General features: G+C 72.4%; 10 protein-coding genes. 4 read left to right on the forward strand and 6 right to left on the reverse strand.

All coding sequences use genetic code 11. The features are described from left to right. Positions 1-100 precede the first annotated feature (100 nt). Genes KOI47_RS18890 through KOI47_RS18905 form a run of 4 tightly spaced genes read right to left on the reverse strand, consistent with a single transcriptional unit; the run spans position 101 to position 17881 of the window. Positions 101-8803, reverse strand: a complete 8703-nt coding sequence (locus tag KOI47_RS18890) for a non-ribosomal peptide synthetase (protein ID WP_232376105.1) — start codon at positions 8801-8803, stop codon at positions 101-103. Then, on the reverse strand, positions 8761-15348 hold the full coding sequence (locus tag KOI47_RS18895) for a non-ribosomal peptide synthetase (protein WP_216205116.1): 6588 nt from the start codon (positions 15346-15348) through the stop codon (positions 8761-8763). Before KOI47_RS18895 ends, KOI47_RS18890 begins: the two co-directional genes overlap by 43 nt. Before the next feature lie 57 nt (positions 15349-15405). Next, the gene (locus KOI47_RS18900; protein WP_216205120.1) at positions 15406-16434 is read right to left on the reverse strand and encodes an iron-siderophore ABC transporter substrate-binding protein; all 1029 of its coding nucleotides are present in this window, start codon (positions 16432-16434) and stop codon (positions 15406-15408) included. A 46-nt stretch (positions 16435-16480) separates the two neighbouring features. After that, positions 16481-17881 carry a lysine N(6)-hydroxylase/L-ornithine N(5)-oxygenase family protein gene (locus KOI47_RS18905; RefSeq protein ID WP_216205123.1) on the reverse strand — a complete coding sequence of 467 codons (1401 nt, stop codon included), beginning with the start codon at positions 17879-17881 and terminating at the stop codon, positions 16481-16483. A gap of 166 nt (positions 17882-18047) precedes the next feature. Between KOI47_RS18905 and KOI47_RS18910 the strand changes: the two genes are divergently transcribed. Both KOI47_RS18910 and KOI47_RS18915 read left to right on the forward strand, forming a co-directional pair. Further along, positions 18048-19010 (forward strand): methionyl-tRNA formyltransferase, encoded by a 963-nt coding sequence (locus tag KOI47_RS18910; protein ID WP_216205126.1) that lies wholly within the window; start codon positions 18048-18050, stop codon positions 19008-19010. 60 nt (positions 19011-19070) lie between these two features. Beyond that, positions 19071-20156 carry a carboxylate-amine ligase gene (locus tag KOI47_RS18915; protein WP_216205128.1) on the forward strand — a complete coding sequence of 362 codons (1086 nt, stop codon included), beginning with the start codon at positions 19071-19073 and terminating at the stop codon, positions 20154-20156. Positions 20157-20262: 106 nt separating this feature from the next. Here KOI47_RS18915 and KOI47_RS18920 read toward each other — a convergent pair whose 3' ends face one another. Beyond that, positions 20263-20904: a GmrSD restriction endonuclease domain-containing protein gene (locus KOI47_RS18920; RefSeq protein ID WP_216205132.1), complete on the reverse strand. Its 642-nt coding sequence runs from the start codon at positions 20902-20904 to the stop codon at positions 20263-20265. A gap of 203 nt (positions 20905-21107) precedes the next feature. On the opposite strand from KOI47_RS18920, the gene KOI47_RS18925 reads away from it, so the two are divergent. Beyond that, positions 21108-22883 carry an AMP-dependent synthetase/ligase gene (locus KOI47_RS18925; protein ID WP_216205136.1) on the forward strand — a complete coding sequence of 592 codons (1776 nt, stop codon included), beginning with the start codon at positions 21108-21110 and terminating at the stop codon, positions 22881-22883. Positions 22884-23015: 132 nt separating this feature from the next. Next, positions 23016-24257 (forward strand): alpha/beta hydrolase, encoded by a 1242-nt coding sequence (locus KOI47_RS18930; RefSeq protein ID WP_216205138.1) that lies wholly within the window; start codon positions 23016-23018, stop codon positions 24255-24257. A 6-nt stretch (positions 24258-24263) separates the two neighbouring features. Here the strand turns inward: KOI47_RS18930 and KOI47_RS18935 are convergent, their stop codons facing one another. Then, positions 24264-25139, reverse strand: a complete 876-nt coding sequence (locus tag KOI47_RS18935) for an esterase/lipase family protein (protein ID WP_216205140.1) — start codon at positions 25137-25139, stop codon at positions 24264-24266. Between the last annotated feature and the right edge of the window lie 109 nt (positions 25140-25248).

Here is a 25248-nt window from a genome sequence, read left to right on the forward strand (position 1 = left end):
GGGGACGCGAACGGCCAAAGCCTGCGCGTGGAGGGCCAACGCATGCGCGCAGGCGGCAAACACGCGCGCGCAGGCGGCAAACACGCCGGGGAAGCTGCGGTTACGGGAGGAGGGTCGACAGCGGGCGGGTGGGGTCGGCGGTGGCGGCGCGCAGGACGGCGAGCAGGTGCTCGACCAAGCCCTGCACGGTGGCGCGGTCGAAGCGGTCGGTGGTGTAGATCAGCTCGCAGTGCGCCGGGCCGCCGGCGCGGGGCTCGTAGCTGCTCAGCGTGAGTTCCGCGTCCGTCCGGCCGGTGGGCAGGGCGCCGAAGCTGCCGTGGCCACCGGTCAACTCCGCCATGTCGGCCTGCTCGTGGTGCACCATCATCACCCGGGGCACCGGGCGGTCCAGTTCCGCGAACGGCAGGTCCTGCCGGTCGAGGGCGGCCAGGTCCACCGCGCGCACCCTGGCGAGCAGATCCGCGAAGGCCGGGTCCCCGCCGGTGTCGGTACGCAGCACCACGATGTTCAGGAAGCACCCGACCAGATCGGCCAGCCGGTCGTCCTGCCGTCCGGCCACCATGGTGCCGATCGGCAGGTCGGTTCCGGCTCCGCGCGCGGCCAGCACGGTGGCCAGCGCCGCCTGCAGCACCATGAACAGGCTGGTGCCGGTCCGGCGCGCCAGCCCGTCGACCCGCGCGCGCAGGTCCGCGTCCACGGCGAAGCCGACCAGGTCGGCCGCACCGCAGGGCTCGGAAGGCCGGGGGCGGTCGGCAGGCAAGGTGGGCTCGGCAAGGCCGTCCAGGGCCTGCCGCCAGTACGCCAGCTGTGTGCCGGCCACGCTGTCCGGATCGCCGGGGTCGCCGAGTACGTCCCTTGCCCACAGCGCGTAGTCCGGATACCCCACCGGCAACGCGGGCCAGTCCGGCGCCGTCCCGCCGAGCCGGGCCGTGTACGCCGTGGTCAGGTCGCGGAACAACGGCACGACCGACCATTCGTCCACGCCGAGGTAATGCATGGTCAGCAGCAGCGCGTGGTCACCCCGCTCCCCGATCAGCAGCCGCGGACGCCAGGGCGGCCCGGCCTCGAGGTCCAGCGGCCGGGCGGCGAGCTCGGCCAGCCGGGGCTCCAGCTCGGAACAGGTCTCCACCGCAAGGGACGGCGGCTCGGCCGGCTCCTGGTACAGCACGCCCTCCCGCTCGACCAGCCGGGTGCGCAGGGGTTCGTGCCTGCCCGCGACATCGCGCACCGCCGCGGCCATGGCGGCCGGGTCGAACCCGTGCGGGGCGCGTAGCACCAGGGCGTGGTCGTGCCGGGCGCGGCGGGACCACTGCCAGCGTTGCACCGGCGCCGCGGGCAACGGGGTGCCCCGCTCTCGCGGCGCGAGCTGCGGGCGGGTCGGCCTTGCCTCCCCCAGTTTCGCGGCGATCCCGGCCACCGTGGGGTGGTCGAAGATGTCCCGCACGGTCAGCTCCGCGCCGAGCACCGCGCGGATCCGGCCGAGCAACCGCATCGAGGCCATCGAGTGCCCGCCGAGGTCGAAGAAGTTGTCGTGGACGCCCACGCCCTCCAGCTGGAGGATCTCGCCGAACAGCTCGGCGAGTGCCCGCTGCTGGGAGGTGACCGGCCGGGCCGAACCGGTCAGTTCGGCGAAGTCCGGTGCGGGCAGCGCGGCGCGGTCCAGTTTGCCGTTCGGGGTGAGCGGCAGCGGCCCGTCCAGCGGGACGACCAGCGCGGGCACCATGTAGTCCGGCAGCAGCGCCGCCAGGTACGCGCGCAGCCCCGCCGGATCGAGCTCGCCCGCGGCCGGCACGGCGTAGCCGACAAGGCGCACCACGTCCCCCGCGCGGTCGGCGACCACCGCGGCCCGTGCCACCGCCGGATGCCCGGACAGCGCGGCCTCGACCTCGCCGAGCTCGATCCGGAAACCCCGGATCTTGACCTGGTTGTCCACCCTGCCGAGGAAGTCCAGCGTGCCGTCCCGGCGCCAGCGGGCCCGGTCCCCCGTCCGGTACATGCGGGCACCCCGCGCCCCGAACGGGTCGGCGAGGAACCGCTCCGCGGTCAGGCCCGGTTTGCCGCGGTACCCCAGTGCCAGCCCGCGGCCGCCGACGTACAGCTCGCCGACCACCCCTGGTGGCACCGGGCGCAACCCGGCGTCCAGCACGTAGCACTGCGTGTTCGGGTCCGGCCGCCCGATCGGCACCGGCCCGCGCCACCCCGGCTCGGCAGGCCACAGCGTGGAGTTCACCGTGGCCTCGGTCACCCCGTATGCCGCGATCAGGTTCACCGTCGCCGCCCACCGATCGATCAGCTCCGGCGGCACGGTCTCGGTGCCGACCAGGATGGTGGAATCCGCGGGCAACGTGCACTCGGCAGGCAGCGCGGACACCAGCGCGGGCGGCAGAATCATGTGCGTCACCCCACGCTCGTGCAGGAAGTCGGTCAGCGCGGGGCCGGCAAGGCGCGCCTGCTCCGGGATCAGCACCAGCCGGCCGCCGTGGCACAGCGCCATGGCCAGCTCGAACACGAACACGTCGAACCCGATCGAGGCGAACTGCAACACCCGGGAGTCACGCCGCAGACCCATCCGCCGCACCGCGGTGGCCACCAGGCTGCCGATGCCCTCGTGTGGCACCAGCACGCCCTTGGGCCGCCCGGTGGAACCGGAGGTGTAGATGACGTACGCGGACTGGTCCAGCGAGTACACCTGGATGTCCACATCGGACTCCGAGGTGGCCGAGAGCTCGGCGGCGACCGGTGGTGAGTCCAGCAGCACCGTGGTGGTTCCTGGCACCTCCGGGATCTTGCCCGCCACCTGCTCGGTGCCCACCACCAGCCGGGCACCGGAGTCCTCGATCAGGTAACGCAACCGGTCGGCGGGATGCGCCAGGTCCAGCGGGAGGAAGGCGGCGCCGAGGTCGAGCACGCCGAGCACGGTGGCAATCAGGTCAGGTCCGCGGTCCATCGCCACCCCGACCACGTCGCCGGGCCCGATGCCGCGCGCCCGCAGCAGCCGCGCGATCCGGTTGGCCCGCGCGTTCAGCTCCCGGTAGGACACCGTGTCCGCGCCGTCCACGACCGCCACCGCGGCCGGTTGGCCTGCCACCATGCGCCGGAACAGCGCGGGGAGCGAAGCCTCCTGGACCGGTTCCCTGGTGTCGTTGAACCCGGTCAGCACCAGCCGCCGCTCACCGGCGGTCAGCACCTCGACCTCGCGCAGCGGCCGGTCCGGGTCGGCGGTCACCGCGGCGAGCAGCAGGCCGAGCCGGTCGGCGAGGCTCGCGATGGTTTCGGCGTCGAACAGCTCGGTCGCGTACTCCAGCCGCCCGGTGAGCTGCCCGCTGTCCAGCCGCTCGGTGAAGCTGAACACCAGGTCGAACTTGGCCGCGCGCGCCTCGAACGGCACCTCCTCGGCTCGCAGGCCGGGCAGCTCCAGCACCTCACCGGTGCGCGCGTGGTAGCCCACCATCACCTGGAACAGTGGGTTGCGCGCCAGCGAGCGGGCCGGGTTGAGCGCCTCGACCACGGCCTCGAACGGCACGTCCGCGTGCGAGAACGCGGCGAGGTCGGTGTCCTTCACCCGGCGCACCAGCTCGGCGAAGCCCGGGTCCCCGGTCAGGTCCGTGCGCAGCACCAGGGTGTTGACGAAGAACCCGACCAGATCGTCCAGCGCCTCGTCGGTGCGACCGGCGATCGGTGCGCCGAGCGGGATGTCCTCGCCCGCGCCCAGCCGGTGCAGCAGCGCGGCCACGGCGGCGTGCAGCAGCATGAACATGCTGGCCCCGGTGCCTCGCGCCAGTTCCCGCAGCGCGGCGCATACCGGGGGCGGGAGCTCGAACTCCAGCTCCGCGCCGGTGAACCCGGGGCGGGCCGGGCGTGGCCGGTCGGTGGGAAGGTCGAGCTCTTCCGGGGCCGAGGCCAGGGTGTGCCGCCAGTACTCGAGCTGGCGCGCGGCCGTGCTGCCGGGCTCGGCGGGATCGCCGAGCAGCCGCTGCTGCCAGAGCGCGTAGTCGGCGTACTGCACCGGCAGCGGATCCCAGTCCGGCGCGTGCCCCGCGATCCGCGCGGTGTAGGCGGTGGTCAGGTCCCGCAGGAACGGCCGATCGGACCACTCGTCGGTGGTGATGTGGTGCAGCAGGACCACCACGACATGGTCCTCCGGCGCGAGTTCCAGCACCCGCGCCCGCACCGGGAGCTCGGTGCCCAGCTCGAACGGCCTGGCCACGGTCTGCCGTACCTGCTCGGCGAGCTGGTCCGCGCCGACGGCATCCACCACGAAGGGCACCCGCGCCCGCGCGGCGGGAACCACCCACTGGGCCGGCACCCCGTCCCGGGTGGCGAACACCGTGCGCAGGGCCTCGTGCCGGGCCGCCACATCGTCCAGCGCGGCCCGCAGCGCGTCCCGGTCCAGCCGGCCACGCAGCCGGAACACCAGCGGGAAGTTGTAGGCCGCCGAGGTCTCCTCCATCTCGTGGATGACCCACAACCGTTGCTGCGCGTACGACAGCGGAAGCTCGGCAGGCCGTTCCGCGGCGACGAGCGGCGGCCTTGCCTGCTCCCCCTGCCCGGCTCGGGGGGCCAGCTCCGCCACGGTGGGCGCCTCGAACAGGTCCCGGATGGACAGTTCGGCGGGCAGCGCGGTGCGTGCCCTGCTGATCAACCGGGTTGCCAGCAGCGAGTGCCCACCGAGGTCGAAGAAGTTGTCCTCGACGCTCACCCGCTGCGCGCCGAGCAGCTCGGCGAACAGCTCGCACAGCACCCGTTCGGTGCGGGTGCGGGGTTCCCGCCCTGCCGTCGTGTCCAGGGTGGGTGCGGGCAGCGCGGCGGTGTCCAGCTTGCCGTTGACCGTCAGCGGGAGCTCGTCCACGGCCACCAGCGCGGCGGGCACCATGTAGCCCGGCAGCCGGTCCTTCAGGTAGCCACGCAGCCCCGGCAGCAGGTCCTCGGCGCAGACGGCGTAGCCGACCAGCCGGCGCACCGGCCCGCGGGTGTCGGCAACGACCGCGGCCTGCCCCACCCCGGGATGCCCGGACATGGCGGAGGACACCTCACCCAGCTCGACCCGGTATCCGCGGATCTTCACCTGGTCGTCGGTGCGGCCGAGGAAGTCCAGGATCCCGTCCGGCCGCTGCCGCACCAGGTCCCCGGTGCGGTAGGCCCGGGAGCCGGGCGGGCCGAACGGGTCGGCGACGAACCTGGCCGCGGTCAGCCCCGGCCGGTCGTGGTAGCCGCGGGCGAGGCCGATCCCGGCGATGTAGAGCTCGCCGGGATAACCGGGTGGGACCGGGCGCAGCCGGGAGTCCAGCACGTACGCCCTGGTGTTCCAGATCGGCCGCCCCACCGCAGGAGTATCACTGTCTGTTGTGGACGCTCCGAGGGTGTTGATGGTGTACTCGGTCGGCCCGTACAGGTTGTAGCCGTAGGTCCCCTCGGTCTCGGCCAGCCGGGTCCACACCGCCTCGGGTACGGCCTCGCCGCCGAGCAGCACCAGCGGTGGCACGTGCCCCTCCAGCAGCCCCTGCTCGAGCAGCAGCTGGGCGTAGGTCGGGGTCACGTTGACCACGTCCACCCGGTGGGCCTCGCAGTAGGCAACCAGCGCCTCGGCGTCCCGGCGCAGCTGCTCGTCGCAGACATGCACCTCGTGCCCCTCCACCAGCCAGAGCAACTCCTCCCAGGACATGTCGAAGGCGAAGGACACGGTGTGCGCGATCCGCAGCCTGCGCCCGCCGGCCGCCGCGACGGTGGGGCCGAAGATCGCCTCCTGGTGGTTGAGCTGCATGTTGGTCAGCCCGCGGTAGGGGGTGACCACGCCCTTCGGCCGCCCGGTGGAACCGGAGGTGTAGATGACGTAGGCGGGATGCTCCAGCCTGCCCGGCACCCCGTGGGCGAACGCGGGCCGCTCGGCATCGGTGAGCGGGTCCGGAGAGAGCGCGGCCAGTTCCGCCCGCACCGCGGGGTCGTCCAGGCAGATCGCGTCCGCCGAAAGACCCACCGCGGCGGTGGACAGCAGGCACAGCGGACCGGTGTCGGCCACCATCAGCCGCAGCCGCTCCACCGGGTGATCCAGGTCCAGCGGCAGGTAGGCGGCGCCGGTGCGCAGGACCGCGAACAGCGCCACCACCATGTCGATCGACCGCGGCAGCGCCAGCGCCACCACCCGCTCGGGCGCGGCACCCCGGCGCAGCAGCAGCCGGGCCATCCGGTTGATCCGGGCGTCCAGCTCGGCGTAGCTGAGCCGCTGCTCACCGAAGACCAGCGCGGTCTCCTCCGGGGTGCGGGCCACCTGCGCGGCCAGCAGGTCGGCCACGGTCTCGTCCGGAACCGGCCGGGCGCCGGTGTCCCACTCCCGGCGCAACGCCTCCGCCTCGGCCGGCAGCAGCACCTCCAGCGAACCGAGCGGCGCCTGCGGGTCGGCGGTCAGCCGGTCCACCAGCAGGTGGAACCGCTCCAGCAGGCGCTCGGCCGTGGCCGTTTCGATCAGGTCGGGCCGGTAGTCCAGGGCCACCCGCACCACCTCGCCAGGGGTGACCACCAGGGTGAGCGGGTAGTGGGTCGCGTCCACGCTGCCGACGCCGGTGATGCCGTGCCGCCGCGTCAGCGCGGTGAACGCGCCCTCGTCGGCGAAGTTCTGCAGCACGTACAGGGTGTCGAACAGGCGGGCGTGCCGGGTTTCCCGCTGCAACTCGCCGAGGCCGAGGTACTCGTGGTTCATCAGCTCGGCCCGCTCGGCCTGTAGCCGCCCCAGGAAGTCCACAACGGACTCGTAGGGATCGAGGGTGACCCGCACCGGCACGGTGTTCAGGAACATGCCGATCGCGCTGGAGATGCCGTCCACCTCGGCGGGCCTGCCGGCCACGGTGGCGCCGAACACCACGTCCGCCCGGCCCACCGTGGCCGCGAGCACCAGCCCCCATGCCGCGTTCAGCACGGTGTTCACGGTCAGCCCGTGGCCGCGCGCGACCTCCCGCAGCCGTTGCCCCAGCCGGTCGGGCAGGTCGTGGCGGTGCCGCAGCGGAATCGCCGGTTCGGTGCCCTGCTCGGCGACCAGGGTCGGTTCGGCCAGCCCGGACAGCGCCCGGCGCCAGGCCGCCCGCGCCGCGTCGGTGTCCTGCCTGGCCAGCCAGGCGAGGTAGTCGCGGTAGCTGCCGGGCCGGTCCAGCTCGCCGTCCGCGCCCGCGGTGTCGTACAGCGCGAGCAACTCGGCCAGCAGCAGGCCCTGCGACCAGCCGTCCCAGAGCACCAGATGGTGGCTGAGCACCAGCCGGTCGCTGCGCTCACCCATCCGCACCAGCAGCAACCGCAGCAGCGGCGGGTCGGCCAGATCGAACCGGCGTTCCCGGTCGGCCGCGAGCACGGCGGCCATCCGTTCCCGCCGCTGGGCCTCGGGCAGGTCGGACAGGTCCACCTCGGCCAGTGGGACCGGGGGATCCGCGGCGATGAACTGCACCGGGCCGGGCAGGCCCTCGCTGGTGAACCCGGCACGCAGGCTCGGGTGCCGTGCCAGCAGCCGGGCGCAGGCCGCGCGCAGCCGCTCGGCGTCCAGCCGGTGGTCGAAGTCGAAGGTGTCCTGCGCGGTGTAGACATCCAGCCCGCCCCGGTCGTAGCTGGCGTGGAAGTACAGGCCCTCCTGCAGCGGGGACAGCGGCCAGATATCGGCCATCGGTCCTGGCGCGACCCGCTCCACCCGCTCGATCTCACCCTGGTCGAGCCGGACCAGCGGAAGGTCGGACGGCGTCAGCGCGCGGGTGCCCGGTGCCTCGGCGGCCAGCTCGCGCAGGGCGTCCACCCAGCCGGCGGCCAGCTCGCCGACCTCGTCCTCGGTCAGCGTCCCTTCCGGCCAGGTCCAGGTCGCGGTCAGCCGCGGGCCCTCCGGGGTGTCCGCGCAGACCGCGTTCACCTGCACCGGGTACGGCATGGCCAGATCCACGTCGGGCGCCATGGCCAGCGCGTCCGATTCCGCGGCCGGTTCCCAGTCCACCGCCGAGTTCGCCGGGAGCCGTCCGAAGTAGTTGACCAGGACCTGCGCGGTGGCCGCACCGGCGAGCAGCGGGGCGGTCTGCGGGTTCAGGTAACGCAGCATGCCGTAGCCGATGCCGCGCTCCGGTGCGGAACGCACCGACTCCTTCACCGCCTTGAGTACCTCGATGGCGTCCGCGCCGCCGGGCAGCCGCACCGGTTGGAGGCTGGTGAACCAGCCCACGGTGCGGGCAAGGTCCAGCCCCGGTTCCAGTTCCTCCCTTCCGTGCCGTTCCAGGTCGACCAGCAGGTCGGTGCCGGGATCGCGCAGCCGGTTCACGGCACGGCGCAACGCGGCCAGCAGTACCTCGGTGACGTCCGCACCGACCGCCGACGGAACGGTGGTGAGCAGCGGGAGCGTGTCGGCCACCGGCAGGGTGACGGTGTGCTCGCGCGCCGCGCCTGCCGTGCCGCCGCGGTCCAGACCGGGCCGTAGGTCGGCACCGGGCGCGAGAACCCCGGTCCAGTAGGGCAGCTCGGCCAGGCGGGTCACCGAGCCCGCCTGCTCGGCGACCAGGCGCGCGAACCGCCGCAGGGACACCGGGACCGGTTCCAGTGCGGGCGTGTCGCCCGCGTGCACCGCCTGCCAGGCCGCGGCAAGGTCGGCAAGCAGCACCCGCAGGGACACCCCGTCGACCACCAGGTGGTGCACGGCGAGCAGCAGGCGACCCTGTCGCGGGCCGCGGTCGAACCACACCGCCTGCAGCATGATTCCGGCGTCCGGGTCCAGCCGGCCGGCCGCGGCGTCCGACTCGGTGGCGATCAACGCACGCAGGGCCGCGTCATCGAGGCCACCGGCGTCCACCCTGCGCAGCAGGTCCCCGCGCCGACGCTGCCTACCGGGCGGGTGGCCAGCGACCAGACGCCCGCGCCGAACCGGGTGAGCACGCAGCGCAGCCCGTCGTGCCGGTCCAGCACGGCCTGCAGGACCGCGGTCAGCGACTCCGCGTCGGCCGCGGCGGGTGTGCCGACCAGCAGGGGCAGGGTGAACCGGCGGATCGTGCCCCCGTCGGTGCGCAGCTGGTGCACGATCGGCAGCAGCGGCACCTCCCCGACGCCGTCGTCCGGCTCGGCCACGGGGGAGGGCGGATCCGCCGTGGCCCCGGCCAGCGCGGCGAGCGCGGCCGGGGTGCGATGCTCGAACACCTCGCGCGGCCCCAGGTTCAACCCGGCGGCGCGGGCCTGGCTGGCCACCGAAATGGACAGGATGCTGTCCCCGCCGAGGGCGAAGAAGTCTTCCTCCGGGCCGACCCTCTCCACGCCGAGCACGGTCGCGAAGATCGCGCAGAGCCGCCGTTCGGCCTCGCTTTCCCCGGCGCGGCCCGCCGCCCGCTCGGCCGCCGGTTCCGGGAGCGCGTGCGGATCCACCTTCCCGCCAGGGGTACGCGGCAGGGCGTCCAGCAGCACCACGGCGGCGGGCAGCATGACCTCGGGCAGGTCGGCCGCCAGCGCCGCGCGTAGCCCGGCGGTCGTGGGGTGGTGTCCCGGCGCGGGAACGGCGTAGCCGACCAGCCGGGTGGCGCCCCGCTCGTCCGCGCGGGCCAGGACCGCGGCCTCGGCGACCGCGGGCAGCGCGGCCAGCCGGGACTCCACCTCGCCCGGCTCCACCCGGGTACCGCGGATCTTCACCTGGTGGTCGGTACGGCCGAGGTAGCTGAGCACCCCGTCGGCGTCCCAGCACACCAGGTCCCCGGTGCGGTAGGCACGAGCCCCCGGCGGACCGAACGGATCGGCCACGAACCGCTGCGCGGTCAGTCCAGGCCGCCGGTGGTAACCGCGGGCGAGCTGCTCCCCCGCGATGTACAGCTCACCCGGCGTACCAGGGCCGACCGGGCGCAGGTAGCCGTCCAGCACGTACAGCCGGGTGTTCCACACTGCTCGCCCGATCGGCACGCTGCCATCGGGGGCGGCCTCGCCCACCGGCCAGTGGCTCACCTGCACCACGGCCTCGGTGGGGCCGTAGAGGTTGTGCAGCGGCACCCCGGTCAGCTCCGCCCACCGGGAGGCCACCGCACCGGGCAGGGCTTCACCGCCGCTGAACGCCCTGCGCAGTCCGCGCCACCAGCCGGCATCGGGGCCGTCGGTGCTTTCCCGCAGCAGCGCCGCGTACATCGCGGGCACCAGGTCCACGGTGGTGACCCGCTCGCGGCGGACCAGCTCGGCGAGGTAACCGGGGTCCCGCTGCCCACCGGGCCTTGCCACCACCACCGCGGCGCCGGCCAGCAACGCGCCGAAGATCTCCTGCACCGAGGGGTCGAACCCGGCGGAGTACTGGTGCAGCACCCGATCCCGCGGCCCGAGGCCCACGGTGTCGCGCAACCAGGCGAGCTGGCCGAGCACCGCGCGGTGCGTGACCAGCACCCCCTTCGGCCGCCCGGTCGATCCGGAGGTGTACAGCAGGTAGGCCGGATGATCCGGACCCGCGGGCTCCCCGTCGGCGGGTCCGGACGCGGGCACAGGATCGGTGGATTCCGCGTCGAGCACAAGCCGCGGTGGTTGCTCCCCCGCCGGGAGCCGCGGGGCATCGGCCGAGGTGGTGACGGTCAGCAGGGCACCCGAATCGGCGAGCAGGAAACTCACCCGTTCGGACGGGTACTCCAGGTCCACCGGCAGGTACGCCGCGCCCGCCTTGAGCACCCCGAGCAGGGACACCAGCAGCTCGGGCGAGCGGGACACCGCGACCGCGACCACCCGCTCCGGTGCGGCGCCCGCGGCCCGCAGCCGCAGGGCGAGCGCCTCCGCCCGCCGGTCCAGCTCGGCATAGCACAGCTCCTGGCCCGCGAAGACCACGGCGGCGGCCTGCGGGGTATGCGCCGCCCGCTCGGCGAAGGCGGCGGCCAGGGTGGTGGCCGGCACCGGCCGGGTGGCCCCTGCCAGGAGTTCCCGTGCCTTCCGTCGCTGCTCAGGGGGGAGCGGGTCCAGCCGCGCCACCGGCCGCCGGGGCTGCTCCAGGATGGTCGTCAGCAGCCCGCGCAGCCGCTCGGCCAGTTGCCCGGCCCGGCCGGGCAGCCGGGTTCCGTCCTGCTCCAGCCGCAGTTCCAGGCAGGCACCGGGGAACACGGTCAGCGCCAGCGGGTAGTGCACGGCATCCCTGGTCCGCGTGCCGGTGATCTCCAGCGCACCGTCCGCGCTGCGCAGTGCCCCGGCGTTCGGCTGGTTCTCCACCACCACCAGCGCCTCGAACAGCTCGCCGAGGCCGGCGAGCCGCTGGATCTCGGCAAGGCCGAGATGCTGGTGGGCCAGCAGCCGGGCCTGCTCGTCCTGGAAGTCGGCGAGTACCTCGGCGGCCGGCTGCTCCGGCCGCCAGCGCAGCCGGGCCGGCACCGTGTTGATGAACAGGCCCACCATCGACTCGATCCCGTCGACCTCGGCCTGCCGCCCGGACACGGTGCTACCGAACAGCACGTCCTCGGCGCCGGTCAGCTCGCCGAGCAGGAGCCCGAACGCGCCCTGCACCACCGTGCTCAGGGTGAGCCCGTTGGCGCGGGCGGCCTCGGTGAGCCGCGCGGTGTCCTCGGCGGGGAGAGTGATCCCGACCCGTTCCGGTTCCCCCTGCCGTGCGGGCACCGGTAGCCTGCGCGGTTCGTCCACTCCGGACAGTGCAGCCCGCCAGGCCCGGCGCGCGGCCTCGGTGTCCCTGCCCGCCAGCCAGGAGAGGTAACGGTGCGGGACGGCGGGTTCACCGCGCGGGCCGTCCAGCAGTTCCCGCAGCATGATCGACACCGACCAGCCGTCGGCGATGATGTGGTGCAGGGTGAGCACCAGCCTGGCCTGCCGGGGTCCGAAGTGGATCAGGGTGGCCCGCAGCAGCGGGGGCTCGGCGAGATCGAACCCGCGGGCGCGGTCGGCCGCGGCGATCTCCGCCGCGCGCGCCCGCTGTCGCGACCCGCCCGTTCCGGAGAGGTCGGCCTCCTGCCACGGCAGCCGCGCGGCGCTCGGGACGAGCTGCACGACCTCTCCCCCGGTGCGTTGCCGGAAACCGGCGCGCAGCAAGGGATGCCGGTCCAGCAACCCCTGCGCCCTCGCCCGCAGTCGCGGTCCGTCCACCTCGCCGGTGAGCTCGAGTTCCTGCTGTACCGCGTAGACATCCTCGGCGTCCCCCGCGCCCGCGGCGTGCGTGGCCAGGCCGGCGTGGAAGAAGAACCCGGCCTGCAACGGCGTCACCGGGAGCACCTCGTGCCCGTGGGCGCCGAGTTCCGCGCGTTCCTCCTCGGCAAGCGGCACCAGTGGCGCGGGTTCCTGGTCCTCCGGTGCTGTCGCGGTGCGGCCGGTGGCCTCGGCCCGCGCGGCGAGGGCGGCCGGGGTGCGGTGCCGGAACACCTCCCTCGGAGTGACCGCCAGCCCGGCGGCGCGGGCCGCGCTCACCAGCCGGATGGCCACGATGCTGTCTCCGCCGAGGGCGAAGAAGTCGTCTTCGGCGCCGACCGAGGGCAGGCCGAGTACCTCGGCGAAGGCGGTGGTGAGCGCGTGTTCGGCCGGGGTGGCAGGCGGGGTGTCACCGGCAAGCGCCGTCCAGTCAGGGGCCGGCAGGGCCGCGGTGTCCAGCTTGCCGTTCGGGGTGAGCGGCAACGGCCCCGGATGGTCCAGGATCAGGGCCGGGACCAGGTGTTCGGGCAGGCGCACCGCGAGCTCGGCCCGCGCCCGCACCGGATCGGCCGTGCCGACCAGGTAGGCGACCAGCCGGGTGTGGCCGCGTTGGTCGGTGCGGGGCAGCACGGCGGCCTGCGCCACCCCGGGCAGCGCCATCAGGGCGCTTTCCACCTCACCCGGCTCGATCCGGTGGCCGCGGATCTTCAGCTGGTTGTCGGCGCGGCCGAGGAACTCCAGGTTCCCGTCCCGGCACCAGCGCACCCGGTCGCCGGTGCGGTACATGGTGGCCCCCTGCGGGCCGAACGGGTCGGCCACGAACCGCGCCGCGGTCAGGCCCGGCCGGCCGAGGTAGCCGCGGGCGAGGCCACGACCCGCCACGTACAGCTCCCCCTCCACCCCGGCCGGGACCGGGTGCAGGGCGGAATCCAGCACGTAGCAACGGGTGTTCGGGTCCGGTCGCCCGATCGGCACTGGCCCGTCCCGGTCCGGCTCGGCGAGCCACAGGGTGGAGTTGACCGTGGCCTCGGTGAGCCCGTAGGCGGCCACCACCCGCAACCGGCGGGACCAGCGTGCGACCAGCTCGGCCGGCACGGCCTCGGTTCCCACCACCAGTACCGCTCCGGCAGGCAGGTCGCAGTCCGGCGGCAGTGCGGCGACCAGCGAGGGCGGCAGGATCATGTGCGTGACCCCGTGCTCGGCGAGGTAGCCGGTGAGCTCCGCACCCGCGACCCTGCGCTCGGCTGGCACCAGGACCAGGGTGCCGCCCACGCACAGGGACATCACCATGTCCCACACCGCCACGTCGAAACCGACCGAGGCGAACTGGGCGACCCGGCTGCCGCCGTCGACGCCGAGGCGCGCGCGAGCGGTGGTGATCAGGCTGCCGATCCCGTCGTGGGTCACCAGCACGCCCTTCGGCGCACCGGTCGAGCCCGAGGTGTAGATGAGGTACGCGGCCTGCTCCAGCGCGATCGGCACCCCGGGGGAGGTGTCCGCTGCGGCGGCCAGCTCCGCCGCCACCCGCGGATCGTCCAGCGCGAGGTATGCACCACCGCCGCCGTCCCACTCGCCGGACCCCGCGCCGAGCTCCCTGGTGGTGACCAGCACACGGGCGGCGGAGTCGGACAGCAGGTACCGGACCCGCTCGGCGGGAAGGTCCGGATCCAGCGGCAGGTAGGCCGCACCGGTCTTCAGCACGGCCAGCAGGGTCACCACCAGGTCCGGGGTGCGGGGCAGGCACACCGCCACCACGTCCTCGGCGCGGACGCCGCGGGCGAGCAACACCCTGGCCAACCGGTTGGCGGCGGCGTCCAGCTCGGCGTACCCGATCCGCTGCCGCTCGCAGACCACCGCCACCGCGTCCGGGCGGCGCGCCGCCTGCCGCTCGAACGCGGCGGGCCAGGTCAGCTCGGGTGCCTCCCGCGGGTCGGCCGCGAACTCGGTGAGCAGCCGCGCGCGCTCCGCAGGCGCCAGCAGCTCGATCGAGCACAGTGGACGATCCGGGTCGCGCGCCAGCAGCTCCAGCACCCGCAGCAACCGGTCCCGGTGGCCCGCGAGCTCGGCCTGGTCGCAGACCCCGGCATCCGCGTCAAGGTGAAAGATGATCCGGTCGCCGTCCTGCGCCTGGTCCACCACGACCGAGAGATCGTTCAGCGGACCGGTCCACAGGTACTCGATGGAGAACTCGTGCGCCCCGAAACTGACGTCCCCGTGCGGCGGCAGCACGTTGACCGTCGGCCCGGCCAGCTCCCGTATCCCGCCATCGAGGCCGAGGTCGCGGGCGAGGTCGTCGCCCCGGTACCGGGAGTGCTCCCTGGTCGCGCGGATCTCCTGGTCGGCGGCGGCCATCAGCTCGGTGATGGTGTTCTCCGGCCGCGCCCGAAGGCGCAGTGGCAGAACGTTGGACACCATGCCGGGGACGGTCAGCGACGCGGCATCGGTGCGCGCGGGCACCGGGAGCGCCAGCAGGACGTCCTGGCTTCCGGTGAACCGGTGCAGGTAGCCCGCGACGGCCGCCACCAGCAGCCGGGACATCCGCAGCCCCGCCCTCGCCGCGACGGCACGCAGTGCCCCGGTGTGTTCCGGCCCCAGGACGACGGTCTCCCGCCGCAGTTCGGCCGCGGGCGCCTGCGCCTGCCGCACCAGCGCCGCGGGCCGCGGCAATCCGGCGAGCCGGGCGGCCCAGTGTTCCCGGTCGGCGGTGAACCGCGCGGAGGACCGGTAGGCCGCGTCCGCTTCGGTCAGCCGGGTCAGCGCCCAGTCACCGGGCCGGGCGGAGCCGCCGCCGTACAACTCGCCCACGCGCCGCGCGATCAGCACGGCGCCGTAGCCGTCGAGCAGGGTGTGGTGGTAGCGCTGGTACCACCACACCCGCTCCTCGCCCACGCGCAGCAGGGCCTGCGCGAACAGTGGCGGGCGGGAGAGGTCGACCGGGGCCGACCTCTCCCGGCGCATCCACTCCTCGGCCGCGGCCGCCGGATCCGGCTCCGCCCGCAGGTCCAGCACCGGTACCGTGCACCGCGGCGGCACGGGTCGCTGCCACGGCGTCGCACCCTCGGCCTCGATCCGCACATGCAGGCATTCCGCCTCGGTGACCGCGGTCCGCACGGCCGCGGCGAACCGGCCGAGGTCCACCGCGCCGCGCAGCTCGACCCTGAGGGCGATGTTGTACACCGCGCTGTCCGGGTCGATGCGCTGCGCAAGCCAGATTCCGGCCTGCGCCGCGGTCAGCGGGAGGCGGCTCGACGAGCTGTGGGACACGATCGGAAGCCTTTCTGCGACGTCACCCGATCCGCGGCGGCATCGGCTGCGCGGCGGCTACTGCACGTCCTCGAGCATCGGCACCACCTGGTCGATGGCGTACGGGATGCTGAGCACCGTGTTGAAGGACAGCGCCGCACCGATGTCCGGGTTCTCGTACGGCAGGAACAGATCGCGGTCCTCCCGCGACACCGCCAGCTTCTGGTACAGCGGGTCGGCCTTGAGCTGCTGCTCGACCTCGGGGGTACCGACCAGCCACACCAGCCGGTCCACATCGACCAGATCGAACCGCTCGAAGCTGAAGTCGGCCACGTTCTGCGAACCGACGGCCTGCTTGTACTCCTCGTCGACGGTGAAGCCCATCTCGGTGAGGAACACCATCTTCGGGTCGTTGGGCGAGAACGCCGAGAACTTGCCCGGCTCGTAGGGCTCACCGACGGCGACCGTCTTGCCGGCCCATTCCGGGTGCTCCTCACGCACCCGCGCGAACCGCTGGTCGATCTCGGTGATCAGCTGCTCGGCCTCGTCGGCCTTGCCGAGCGCGGCGCCGATGGCGCGGGTCATCTCCTGCCAGGGTGCCTGGTAGTTCTCGTGCCCCTTGGGCTGGGCCACCACCGGCCAGCGCTGGGACAGGGTGTCGTACTGCTCCTGCTGCATACCGGAGTACTGCGCGATGATCAGATCCGGATTCAGCTCCGCGATCTTCTCCATGTCGTACTCGTCCCGCTCACCCACGATCTCCGGCCGCGTGTCGCCCCAGAGTTCCTTCGTCCACGGCCACTTGCCGTAGGGACGCTCCTTGAACCAGTCGACCGCGCCGACCGGCTTCACCCCCAGCGCCAGCGCAGCGTCCTGATCGGATAGACCAAGAGTGACAACCCGCTGCGGCGCGGACGGAATTTCCGTCGTGCCGTACTTGTGCTCCACCGTGACCGGGAAGGCGCCGCCCTGACCGTCCGCGGGGGCGTCCCCGGTCGAGGAGTCCTCCGTGCCGCCGCAGCCGGCGAGCACCGCGGCGAGCAGTAGGCCCGCGAAGGCGGCGGGCCACCGCTTTCGCGCCGTGCGGGTGGGGGTGTCAACGAACATGCGACTTACCTTTCCTCATCACTCGGGAACTTCGTGTTGCCCGGCATCAACCGGACGCGGTGCCGCTGACCGCGTACCGGGGACGAACCCGGGTTACCCCCTTGGCGCGCGACGGGATCCGATCGGTGATCGACCGCAGGATCTCGCCGGCACGCACGGCGTTGTTGGACAACAACGACGATGTGATGCCGTGGCTGTGCTCGGTTCCCCCGCCCTGCAGGTAGACCCCGGGCCGCACCCCGGGCGCGGTGTGCACCCGGTAGTCCCGGTCCACCAGCGCCCTGCCCCGGTCGTCCCGCAGGCAGTACCGCCCGAGCTCGCCCAGTTCCGTCAGCGGGTCGTCGGGCCGGTACCCGGTCGCGTACACCACGACATCGGCGTCCAGCTCGGTACGCTCCCCCGTGGTGAGCGATTCGACGGTGGCGCGCACCCCGCTCGCCGTTTCGGTGACCTGCACCGGGTGGCTGACGTTGAACAGCCGCAACCGTTGCGTGCCCAGCACCTTCTCCTGGTACATCCGCCGGTACAGGTCATCGATCAGGTCCAGATCCACCACCGAGTAGTTGGTGTTGCCGTGGTAGTCCAGCAGCCGTTGCTTGACCTCCTCGGGTGCCGCGTAGAAGGCGTCCACGGCGTCCGGGTCGAAGATCCGGTTGGCGAACGGGCTGTCGTCGGAAGGACTGTAGCCGTAGCGGGTGAACACCGAGCACACCTCGGCCCCGGCGAACCTGCCGTGCAGGAAGGCGGTGACCTCGGCGGCGCTCTGGCCCGCGCCGACGACCACGAACCGAACCGGCTCGCGCTCCCCGAGATGGTCCACCCGGTGCAGGAGCTCGCTGTTGTGCCAGATCCGCTCACCGCGGGTGACCCCCTCCGGCAGGTTCGGCCGCAGGCCGGTGGCTACCACCAGGTTGCGTGCCCGCCAGAACGCCGTCTCACGCATCCCGACGCCGGTGCGCGACTCCACGTCGAAGTAGACGATCTCGTCTCCGCCGTTCGCGCCGTCCCCGATGTCGCGCCCGTACACCGGCCGGACCGCCACCACCTCATGGCCGTAGGCGACCTCGTCGTCCAGCCGGGCCGCGGCCCACTGGAAGTAGTCGTGGAACTCCGCCCGCAGCGGGAACAGGGTCTTGTGGTTGACGAAGTCCACCAGCCTGCCCTTGCTCTGCAGGTAACACAGGAAGCTGAACTCGCTGGCAGGGTTGCGCAGGGTCACCAGATCCTTCAGGAAGGACACCTGCATGGTGGCGTCGTCGATCAGCATGCCGCGGTGCCAGCCGAACTCCGGCTGGCGCTCGAGGAAGTGCGCGGTGACGGCCTCGGCATCGGCGGCGTGCGCGTTGTGCTCGGTCACCGCGATCGCCAGCGCGAGGTTGGACGGCCCGAACCCCACCCCGAGAAGGTCGTAAACCGGTGTCTCGTCGCTCAGAAGTGCCTGTGACATAGCCGTCCCATCACGCGCGTCCAGTGAACCGAGGAAACCCTAACCTAAGTTAGCCGAACCTCAGTTGCTACATTCGGGGTGACGTTCGTCCCCTTGGTCGACGTTGCGAAATTAGGTCAGGCTTGCTTAACTACCCCCGTTTGGCGCCGTTACGCGAGGAGGACCCGTGCGCATCGTCATGTTCGGTTACCAGACCTGGGGGTATCGAACCTTGCGGGCGCTGCTGGACTCCGAGCACGAGGTGGTCCTTGTGGTCACGCACCCCCAGTCGGACCACGCCTACGAGCGGATCTGGTCCGACTCGGTCGCCGAGCTCGCCACCGAGAACGGCGTCGAGGTGCTGCTGCGCAACCGCCCTGGGGACGAGGAGATGATGTCCCGGCTCAAGGAGGCCGATCCGGACCTCATCGTCGCGAACAACTGGCGCACCTGGATTCCGCCGGAGATCTTCAACCTTCCCCACCGGGGCACGCTGAACGTGCACGACTCGCTGCTGCCGGCCTATGCCGGGTTCTCCCCGCTGATCTGGGCGCTGATCAACGGGGAGGAAGAGGTCGGCGTGACCGCGCACATGATGAACGAGGAACTGGACGCGGGCGCGATCGTGCTGCAGCGTGCGGTCCCGGTCGGACCGCGGGACACCACCACCGACCTGTTCCACAAGACCGTCGACCTGCTCCCTTCCCTGGTCACCGAGGCGGTGCAGCTGATCGCCTCCGGCCGCACCGACTGGGTTCCGCAGGACCGTTCCCGGGCCAGCTTCTTCCACAAGCGGGCGCTCGAGGACAGCCGGATCGACTGGACCTGGCCCGCCGCCGACATCGACCGGCTCGTCCGCGCGCAGTCCGACCCCTACCCCAACGCGTTCACCTACCACCGGGGCGAGCGGCTGCGGATCGTGCGCGCCTCGGTGTCGGCCGGCCGCTACGGCGGCACCCCCGGCCGTATCTTCATCCAGGAGGGCGAGGGCGTGGTGATCGTGGCGGGCGCCGACGCGCGGTTCGGCCGCAACCACGGGCTGCTGGTCGAGCGGGTGCGCACCGAGGACGGCACGGAGCACGCCGCCACCGAGTACTTCCGTACGATGGGTGGCTATCTCACCAACCACCCCACACCTCCGGCCGCTTGACAGTACCCCGGTAAGTCCACAACGGACTCTCGACCGCCCGCGACCGGGTAATTTGGCGGTATGGCGGATGACGCACTGACGCTCGGCGTCGAGGAGGAGTTCCTGCTCGTGGACGCCGAGGGCCGGCTTTCCGACCTCGGCCCGGACATCGTGGGGTCCGAGTCGTGGCCGGAGAGCGGGCTGCAGCGCGAGCTGGTCCGCTGCCAGGTGGAGACGGCGACCCCGGTCTGCGCCAGCATCGAGGAACTGCTCGCGCAGGTGCGCAAGCTGCGCAGGCAGCTGACCGACCGGGCGGTGGCACGCGAGGTGCGGCTGATGCCCAGCGGTACCCCCGTGCTGCCCGAGCCCGGTGCGCCCCCGATCACGCCGAACCGGCGCTACCACCGGATCGCGCGGCAGTTCGGCGCGATCACCGACACCGCCGGCACCTGCAGCTGCCATGTGCACGTCGGCATCCCGGACCGCGCCGCGGGAATCGCGGTCAGCAACCGGATGCGCGGCTGGCTGCCGGTGCTGCTGGCGCTCACGGCGAACTCACCGTTCGACGGTGGGCGGGACACCGGCTACTGCAGCTGGCGGCATGTGCGCTGGGCCCGCTGGCCCTCCGCAGGCCCGCCGCCGGTGTTCTCCTCCGTCGACCACTACGACGCCGTGGTGCACACGCTGCTGCATGCGGGCGCCGTGCTGGACCGCGGCATGGTGTACTGGGACATCCGGCTCTCCGACAAGCAGCCCACCCTGGAGGTGCGGGTCGCCGACGTCCCCGGCACTGCCGACGAGGCGGCACTGCTGGCCGCCATGGTGCGCGGCCTGGTGACCACCGCGTTGCAGGACGGGGCCGGGCCGCCGCGGCCCGGCCCCGAAGTACTGCGCGCCGCGCTCTGGCGAGCCGCGCGGGACGGGCTGGACGGCCTGGGTTTCGACCCGCGCACCGCGAGCCTGCGGCCGATGCGCGAGCAACTGGCCCGGCTCACCGCCTACATCCGCCCCGCGCTGCGGGATGCCGGTGACCTGGAGTTCGTCACCGAACGGCTGGCCCGGCTGACCACCGCCGGTGGCGGCGCCCGCAGGCAACGCGCCGCCTATGCCGAGCGCAGGATGCTGCGCGACGTGGTGGACATGCTGGCCCGCCAGGCCAACCACTGAAGTGCCTGAACGTGGCGTTCACGACGTCTGACGTCCCAATAGTGCCGTTCGCAAAACCTGACGTCCCGATAGCCACGTTCAGGGCACCTGGGGCCCGGGGTACCGGTCAGCAGGTGTTCAGCATGGACTGCAGGGCGGACTTCTCCGCGGCCTGCACGCTCAGCCCCCAGTGGTACTTCGAGCGGATCCACATCTTGCTGTAGGTGCAGTGGTAGGACGAGATCGGCTTCCACTGTGTGGGGTCGTCATCGCCCTTGCTGCGGTTGGAACTCGCGCTGGAAGCGCGCAGCTGCGGGTAGGAAAGGTCGTTGGCGAAGTTCTCCCGCTTGCTCGCGCTCCAGTACCGGGCGCCGGAGCGCCACGCCTCGGCCAGCGGCACCACGTGGTCGATGTCCACGTCCGCTGCCGAGTACACGGTCACCCCGTCGTAGGGGCTGTACCACCGGCCGGAGTCCGGGTAGCAGTCCGCGCCCACCCGGACGTCGATGCCGTCGCGCTTGAGCACCTCCTCGCGCACGTTGCAGTTGCCGGACACGGCGTTCCAGTGTGGGAACGCCTCCCGCGAGTAGCCGCTCATCGAACCCTCGCCGGCCACCGTGAGGGCGTTCAGCTCGGCCTGGGCGGTGGACTTGTGCGGGATGTTCGGCGCGGTGGCCGAGGCGGGCGGAGCGAGCAACGCGCCCGCGGTCAGCGCCGCCGCGGCGGTCGCCAGCGCGGTGAACCATCGGCGCCGGGGTGGGTGCATCATCGGTTCTCCTGGGGATCGGGAACAGACCGGACAACGCAGCGACCGTCCCGCATCCGGGTTTCCGGCCGGTACCGCCTGCGAGGCGATCGGCCGAACTCTGTGCCAGGGGCCGGTGCACCAACCCCTGTTGTCATCTTGACAACAGGGGTTGCGAGCCGGACCCTTGGCCTGCGTCACGCGACATCCGCGGCAAGGGAGCCCCGATGACCAACCGCACCGCCCTTCCGGAGACCTTCTGCGCGGCCTTCCAGGACACCACGGCCCGGTGGCCGGAGGAGGTCGCACTGCGCACCCCCGACGGCGAAACCAGCATCACCTGGCGGGAGTACGCGGAGCGCGTGGCCGATATCGCCGCGGGGCTGGCGGGTCTCGACGTGCGGCACGGCGACACGGTCGCACTGATGCTCACCAACCGCCCGGAGTTCCACCTCGCCGACGTCGGCGCGCTGCACGCGGGCGCCACCCCGTTCTCGCTCTACAACACGCTGGCCGCGGAGCAGGTCAACTACGTGCTGCGCGACTCCGGCGCGCGGGTGGTGATCTGCGAGCAGCAGTTCGCGCCGAAGGTACTTGCCGCCGTCCAGGACACCGCAGTGGAACACGTGCTGTGCGTGGACGGCAGCCCGGAGGGCACCCGGCCGCTGGCGGAACTGGAACCCGATCCGGGTTTCGACGACGAGGCGGCCCGGCTGGCCGTGCGCCCGGAGGACACACTCACCGTCATCTACACCTCGGGCACCACCGGCCCGCCCAAGGGAGTGGAACTCACCCACGCGAACATGCTGGCCTCGGTCGCCGCCACGCTGGCGGTGCTGCCGGCAGGCCAGTCCGACCGGATCGTGTCCTACCTGCCGGACGCCCATGTGGCCAACCGCTGGGGCGCGCACTACACCAGCCTGTGCACCGGTATGCAGATCACCACGGTCGCCGACCCGAAGACCATGATCGCCGCGCTGCCGAAGGTGCGGCCGACCTTCTTCGGCGCGGTGCCGCAGGTGTGGTACCGGCTCAAGGCGGCCATCGAGGCCACGCTCGCCGCCGAGAACAGTCCGGCGAAACGCAGGCTGGCGGGCTGGGCCATCGAGGTGGGCATCCGGCACGCCAGGGCGAGCGCGGCTGGCGGGGTGCCCGCCGCGCTGCGCCTGCGGCACCGGATCGCGGACGCGCTGGTGCTGTCGAAGGTGCGCACGAAGCTGGGCCTGGACCGGGTGCGGATCGCCGCCTCGGGTGCGGCACCGATCGCCCCGGAGGCGCTGGAGTTCGTGCTCGCGCTGGGCATCCCGGTATGTGAGCTGTGGGGCATGTCGGAGACCTCCGGCGCGGCCACGATGAACCGGCCGGACGCGATCCGGATCGGCACGGTCGGCCAGCCCGTGGACGGGATGCGGGTCCGGCTCGCCGCGGACGGTGAACTGCTGGTGCGCGGGCCGCTGGTGATGAAGGGCTACCGCAACGACCCGGAACGCACCGCGCGGACCATCGACCCCGACGGCTGGCTGCACACCGGCGATATCGCGGAGATCGACGGACAGGGCTACGTGCGTATCATCGACCGCAAGAAGGAGCTCATCATCAACGCGGCCGGTAAGAACATGTCGCCTGCCAACATCGAGAACACGGTCAAGGTGGCCTGCCCCCTGGTCGGGGTCGCCGCCGCGATCGGGGACAACCGGCCCTACGTGGTCGCGCTGATCGTGCTCGACGCCGAAGCCGGGGCGGCGTACGCGGCCGAGCACGGCCTGCCGGACTCATCCCCCGCCACGCTCGCCGCCGATCCCGGGGTGTACGCAGCCGTCGAAGCCGGGATCAAGGCGGCCAACGACAAGCTGGCCAGGGTGGAACAGATCAAGAAGTTCGCCATCGTGCCCGCGCTGTGGGAGCCCGGCGGCGAGGAGCTCACCCCGACGATGAAGCTCAAGCGCAAGCCGATCGCCGAGAAGTACGGCGCGCTGATCGAGGAACTGTACGCGACGTCCTGACTGTTTTATTCGCCCGAACGCCAGAATGTCTTATTCGGCAAGAATAGCCGGTTAATAAACGCCGAATGGTACTGGCCGCGGATGCCGGTAATGGCTAACCTCGCGGGGGAATTCGGATCCCCGGGAGTGAGCGTGCCAGAGGCCCCTGCCGATACCGCGGCCCCGTCCCCCGCGACGAACGAGCGGGAACCCGGCTCCCGGCTGCCGCGGTGGTGGCGGCTGGCCCTGCTGCTGGTGGTGGTGCCACTGGCGGTGGCCCTGGGCCTGGTGGCGCTCGGCGCGCTGGTGCCGGAGCTGCCGGTGGCCGGCGCGATCGGCACCGGGCTGATCGGTACCTTCCCGCTCTATGCGGTGCTGATCGCCGTCCTGGTCGTCCTGCTCGGCACCGTGCTGTGGTCCACCGGCTCGCGTTACGGCGGCGGGATCGGCATGACACTGGGCGGTTTCGGCACGGCCGCCGCGCTGATCGTGCTGATCAGCCAGCTGAGTTTCGCCGCGACCCAGGGGGTGTCGATCTCCTGGTGGCAGTTGCTCACCGTGCCACACCAGCCCGCGGCGCAACCGGACCGGACGGTGCGCTACGCCACCGTCGGCGGGGTCGAGCTGAAGCTGAGCGTGTGGTTGCCGGGCCGGCCTGCGACGCGGCCCCGGCCAGCCGTGGTCTGGGTGCACGGGGGCGGGTTCGTCGCGGGGCACCGCGACGAACTGCCCGGAGTGGACCGCTGGCTGGCCGATCGCGGGTACCCGGTCTTCGACATCGACTACCGGCTGGCGCCGCCGCCGCGCTGGCGGGACGCCTCCCAGGACGTCGCCTGCGCCCTGGCCTGGGTCGCAAGGCACGCCGCCGAGTACCAGGTCGCGCCCGGCCGGATCGCGCTGGTCGGCGGTTCCGCAGGCGGCAGCCTCTCGCTGAACGTGGCCTACGGGCTGGCCGACGGTGAGATCACCAGCGGCTGCGGCGGGAGCCCGCCCACCCCCGCGGTGGCGGTCGGGTTCTACCCCGCCGCCGATATCGCAGGCATCTACCACGACGGCGGGCCGTTCGGTTACCAGCACCGGGTGGGCAACGCCTACCTCGGCGGCTCGCCGGAGCAGTTCCCCGGCCGGTACCGGGCGGCCTCGGCCACCAGCAGGATCCGGCCGGGGCTGATGCCGACATTGCTGGTGACCGGCGCCGGGGACCACCTGATCGAGCAGGGCAGGGTGACCGGGATCGCCGACCGGCTGACGGCCGCCGACGTTCCACATCGGACTGTCGTGGTGCCCTACGGGGAGCACGCTTTCGACATCTCCTTCGGTGGCGTCGGCGGCCAGATCAGCAGGCAGGTCCTCGGCCAGTTCCTCGACCGGCACCTGCCCGCCGGGAACCGGTGAACATCGCTAGCTGCGGCTGAGGGCCCGGTTGGTGATCGCGAACACCGTGGGCGAGAAGGCCATGGTGATGTGCCCGGGGGTCGCCTTCGGGTTCACGTCCTGTACCGAGATGTTGTCCACATTGGGACCGTCGAGGTAGCTGGTCTCGATCGGGGTGACCAGCACGTCGTACTTCGATGTGAGCACGGTGTAGTGCACGTCGCCGACCGTCTCGGTGGGACTGTTCAGCTCCTCGATGAACGGCGATCCGGTGACCAGCTGGGTGCACACCTCGCACACCGTGGGCAGCAGCACCTCGTCGAAGCCGGGGATCTGCTTGGCCAGCTCGTACAGTCCGGACAGCGAGGTGCCGTGGTTGGGCGGCGCCCAGGCCACGAAGTTGTCCACCTTGCTCGCGCCGCCGAGGTTCTTCAGGTAGTAGCGGGGCATGATCCCGCCCTCGGAATGACCGACGAGGTCCACTGTGGATGACCCGGTGGCCGAGCGGACCTTGTCCACGAACATGTCGAGTTGCCGCGCCGAGTACTGGATCGGCTTGAAACCGCCGACGAGGTCGACGATGGGCAACCGGATCGAACCGTAGGTGATGGTGAAAACGCAGTAGCCGTTCGCCTTCAGGTACGGCGAGAAAGCGCTCCAGTGTCCCGCGGAGGGGGCGCTGAAACCGTGCAGCAGGATCACCGGTCGCGGGTGCTTCGCCGTGGGCTTGCAGGACCAGTCGTTGGCACCGAGCGGGGCCGGGTTCTCCTGCGCGGGCGGCACCTCGGCGGCCGCCGTGGCCGCGGGGGCTTGCTGCTGCGCCGTCGCGGCTGGGGCCGCCGCGACCGTGCCGGCGGCGACCAGGGCCACCAGCGGGGTCAGATACCGCAGACGAGTACGCACGGTCACTCTCCTTCGAACGGGCGGGCGGGAGCACCCGCCACTACCGGGGCGCCTCGGACGCTACTCCGGAGTAAGAAATACTTTCAAGAAGTTCTTCCAAGATGTTTGC

This window comes from Amycolatopsis aidingensis (assembly GCF_018885265.1).
Lineage (GTDB): Bacteria > Actinomycetota > Actinomycetes > Mycobacteriales > Pseudonocardiaceae > Amycolatopsis > Amycolatopsis aidingensis.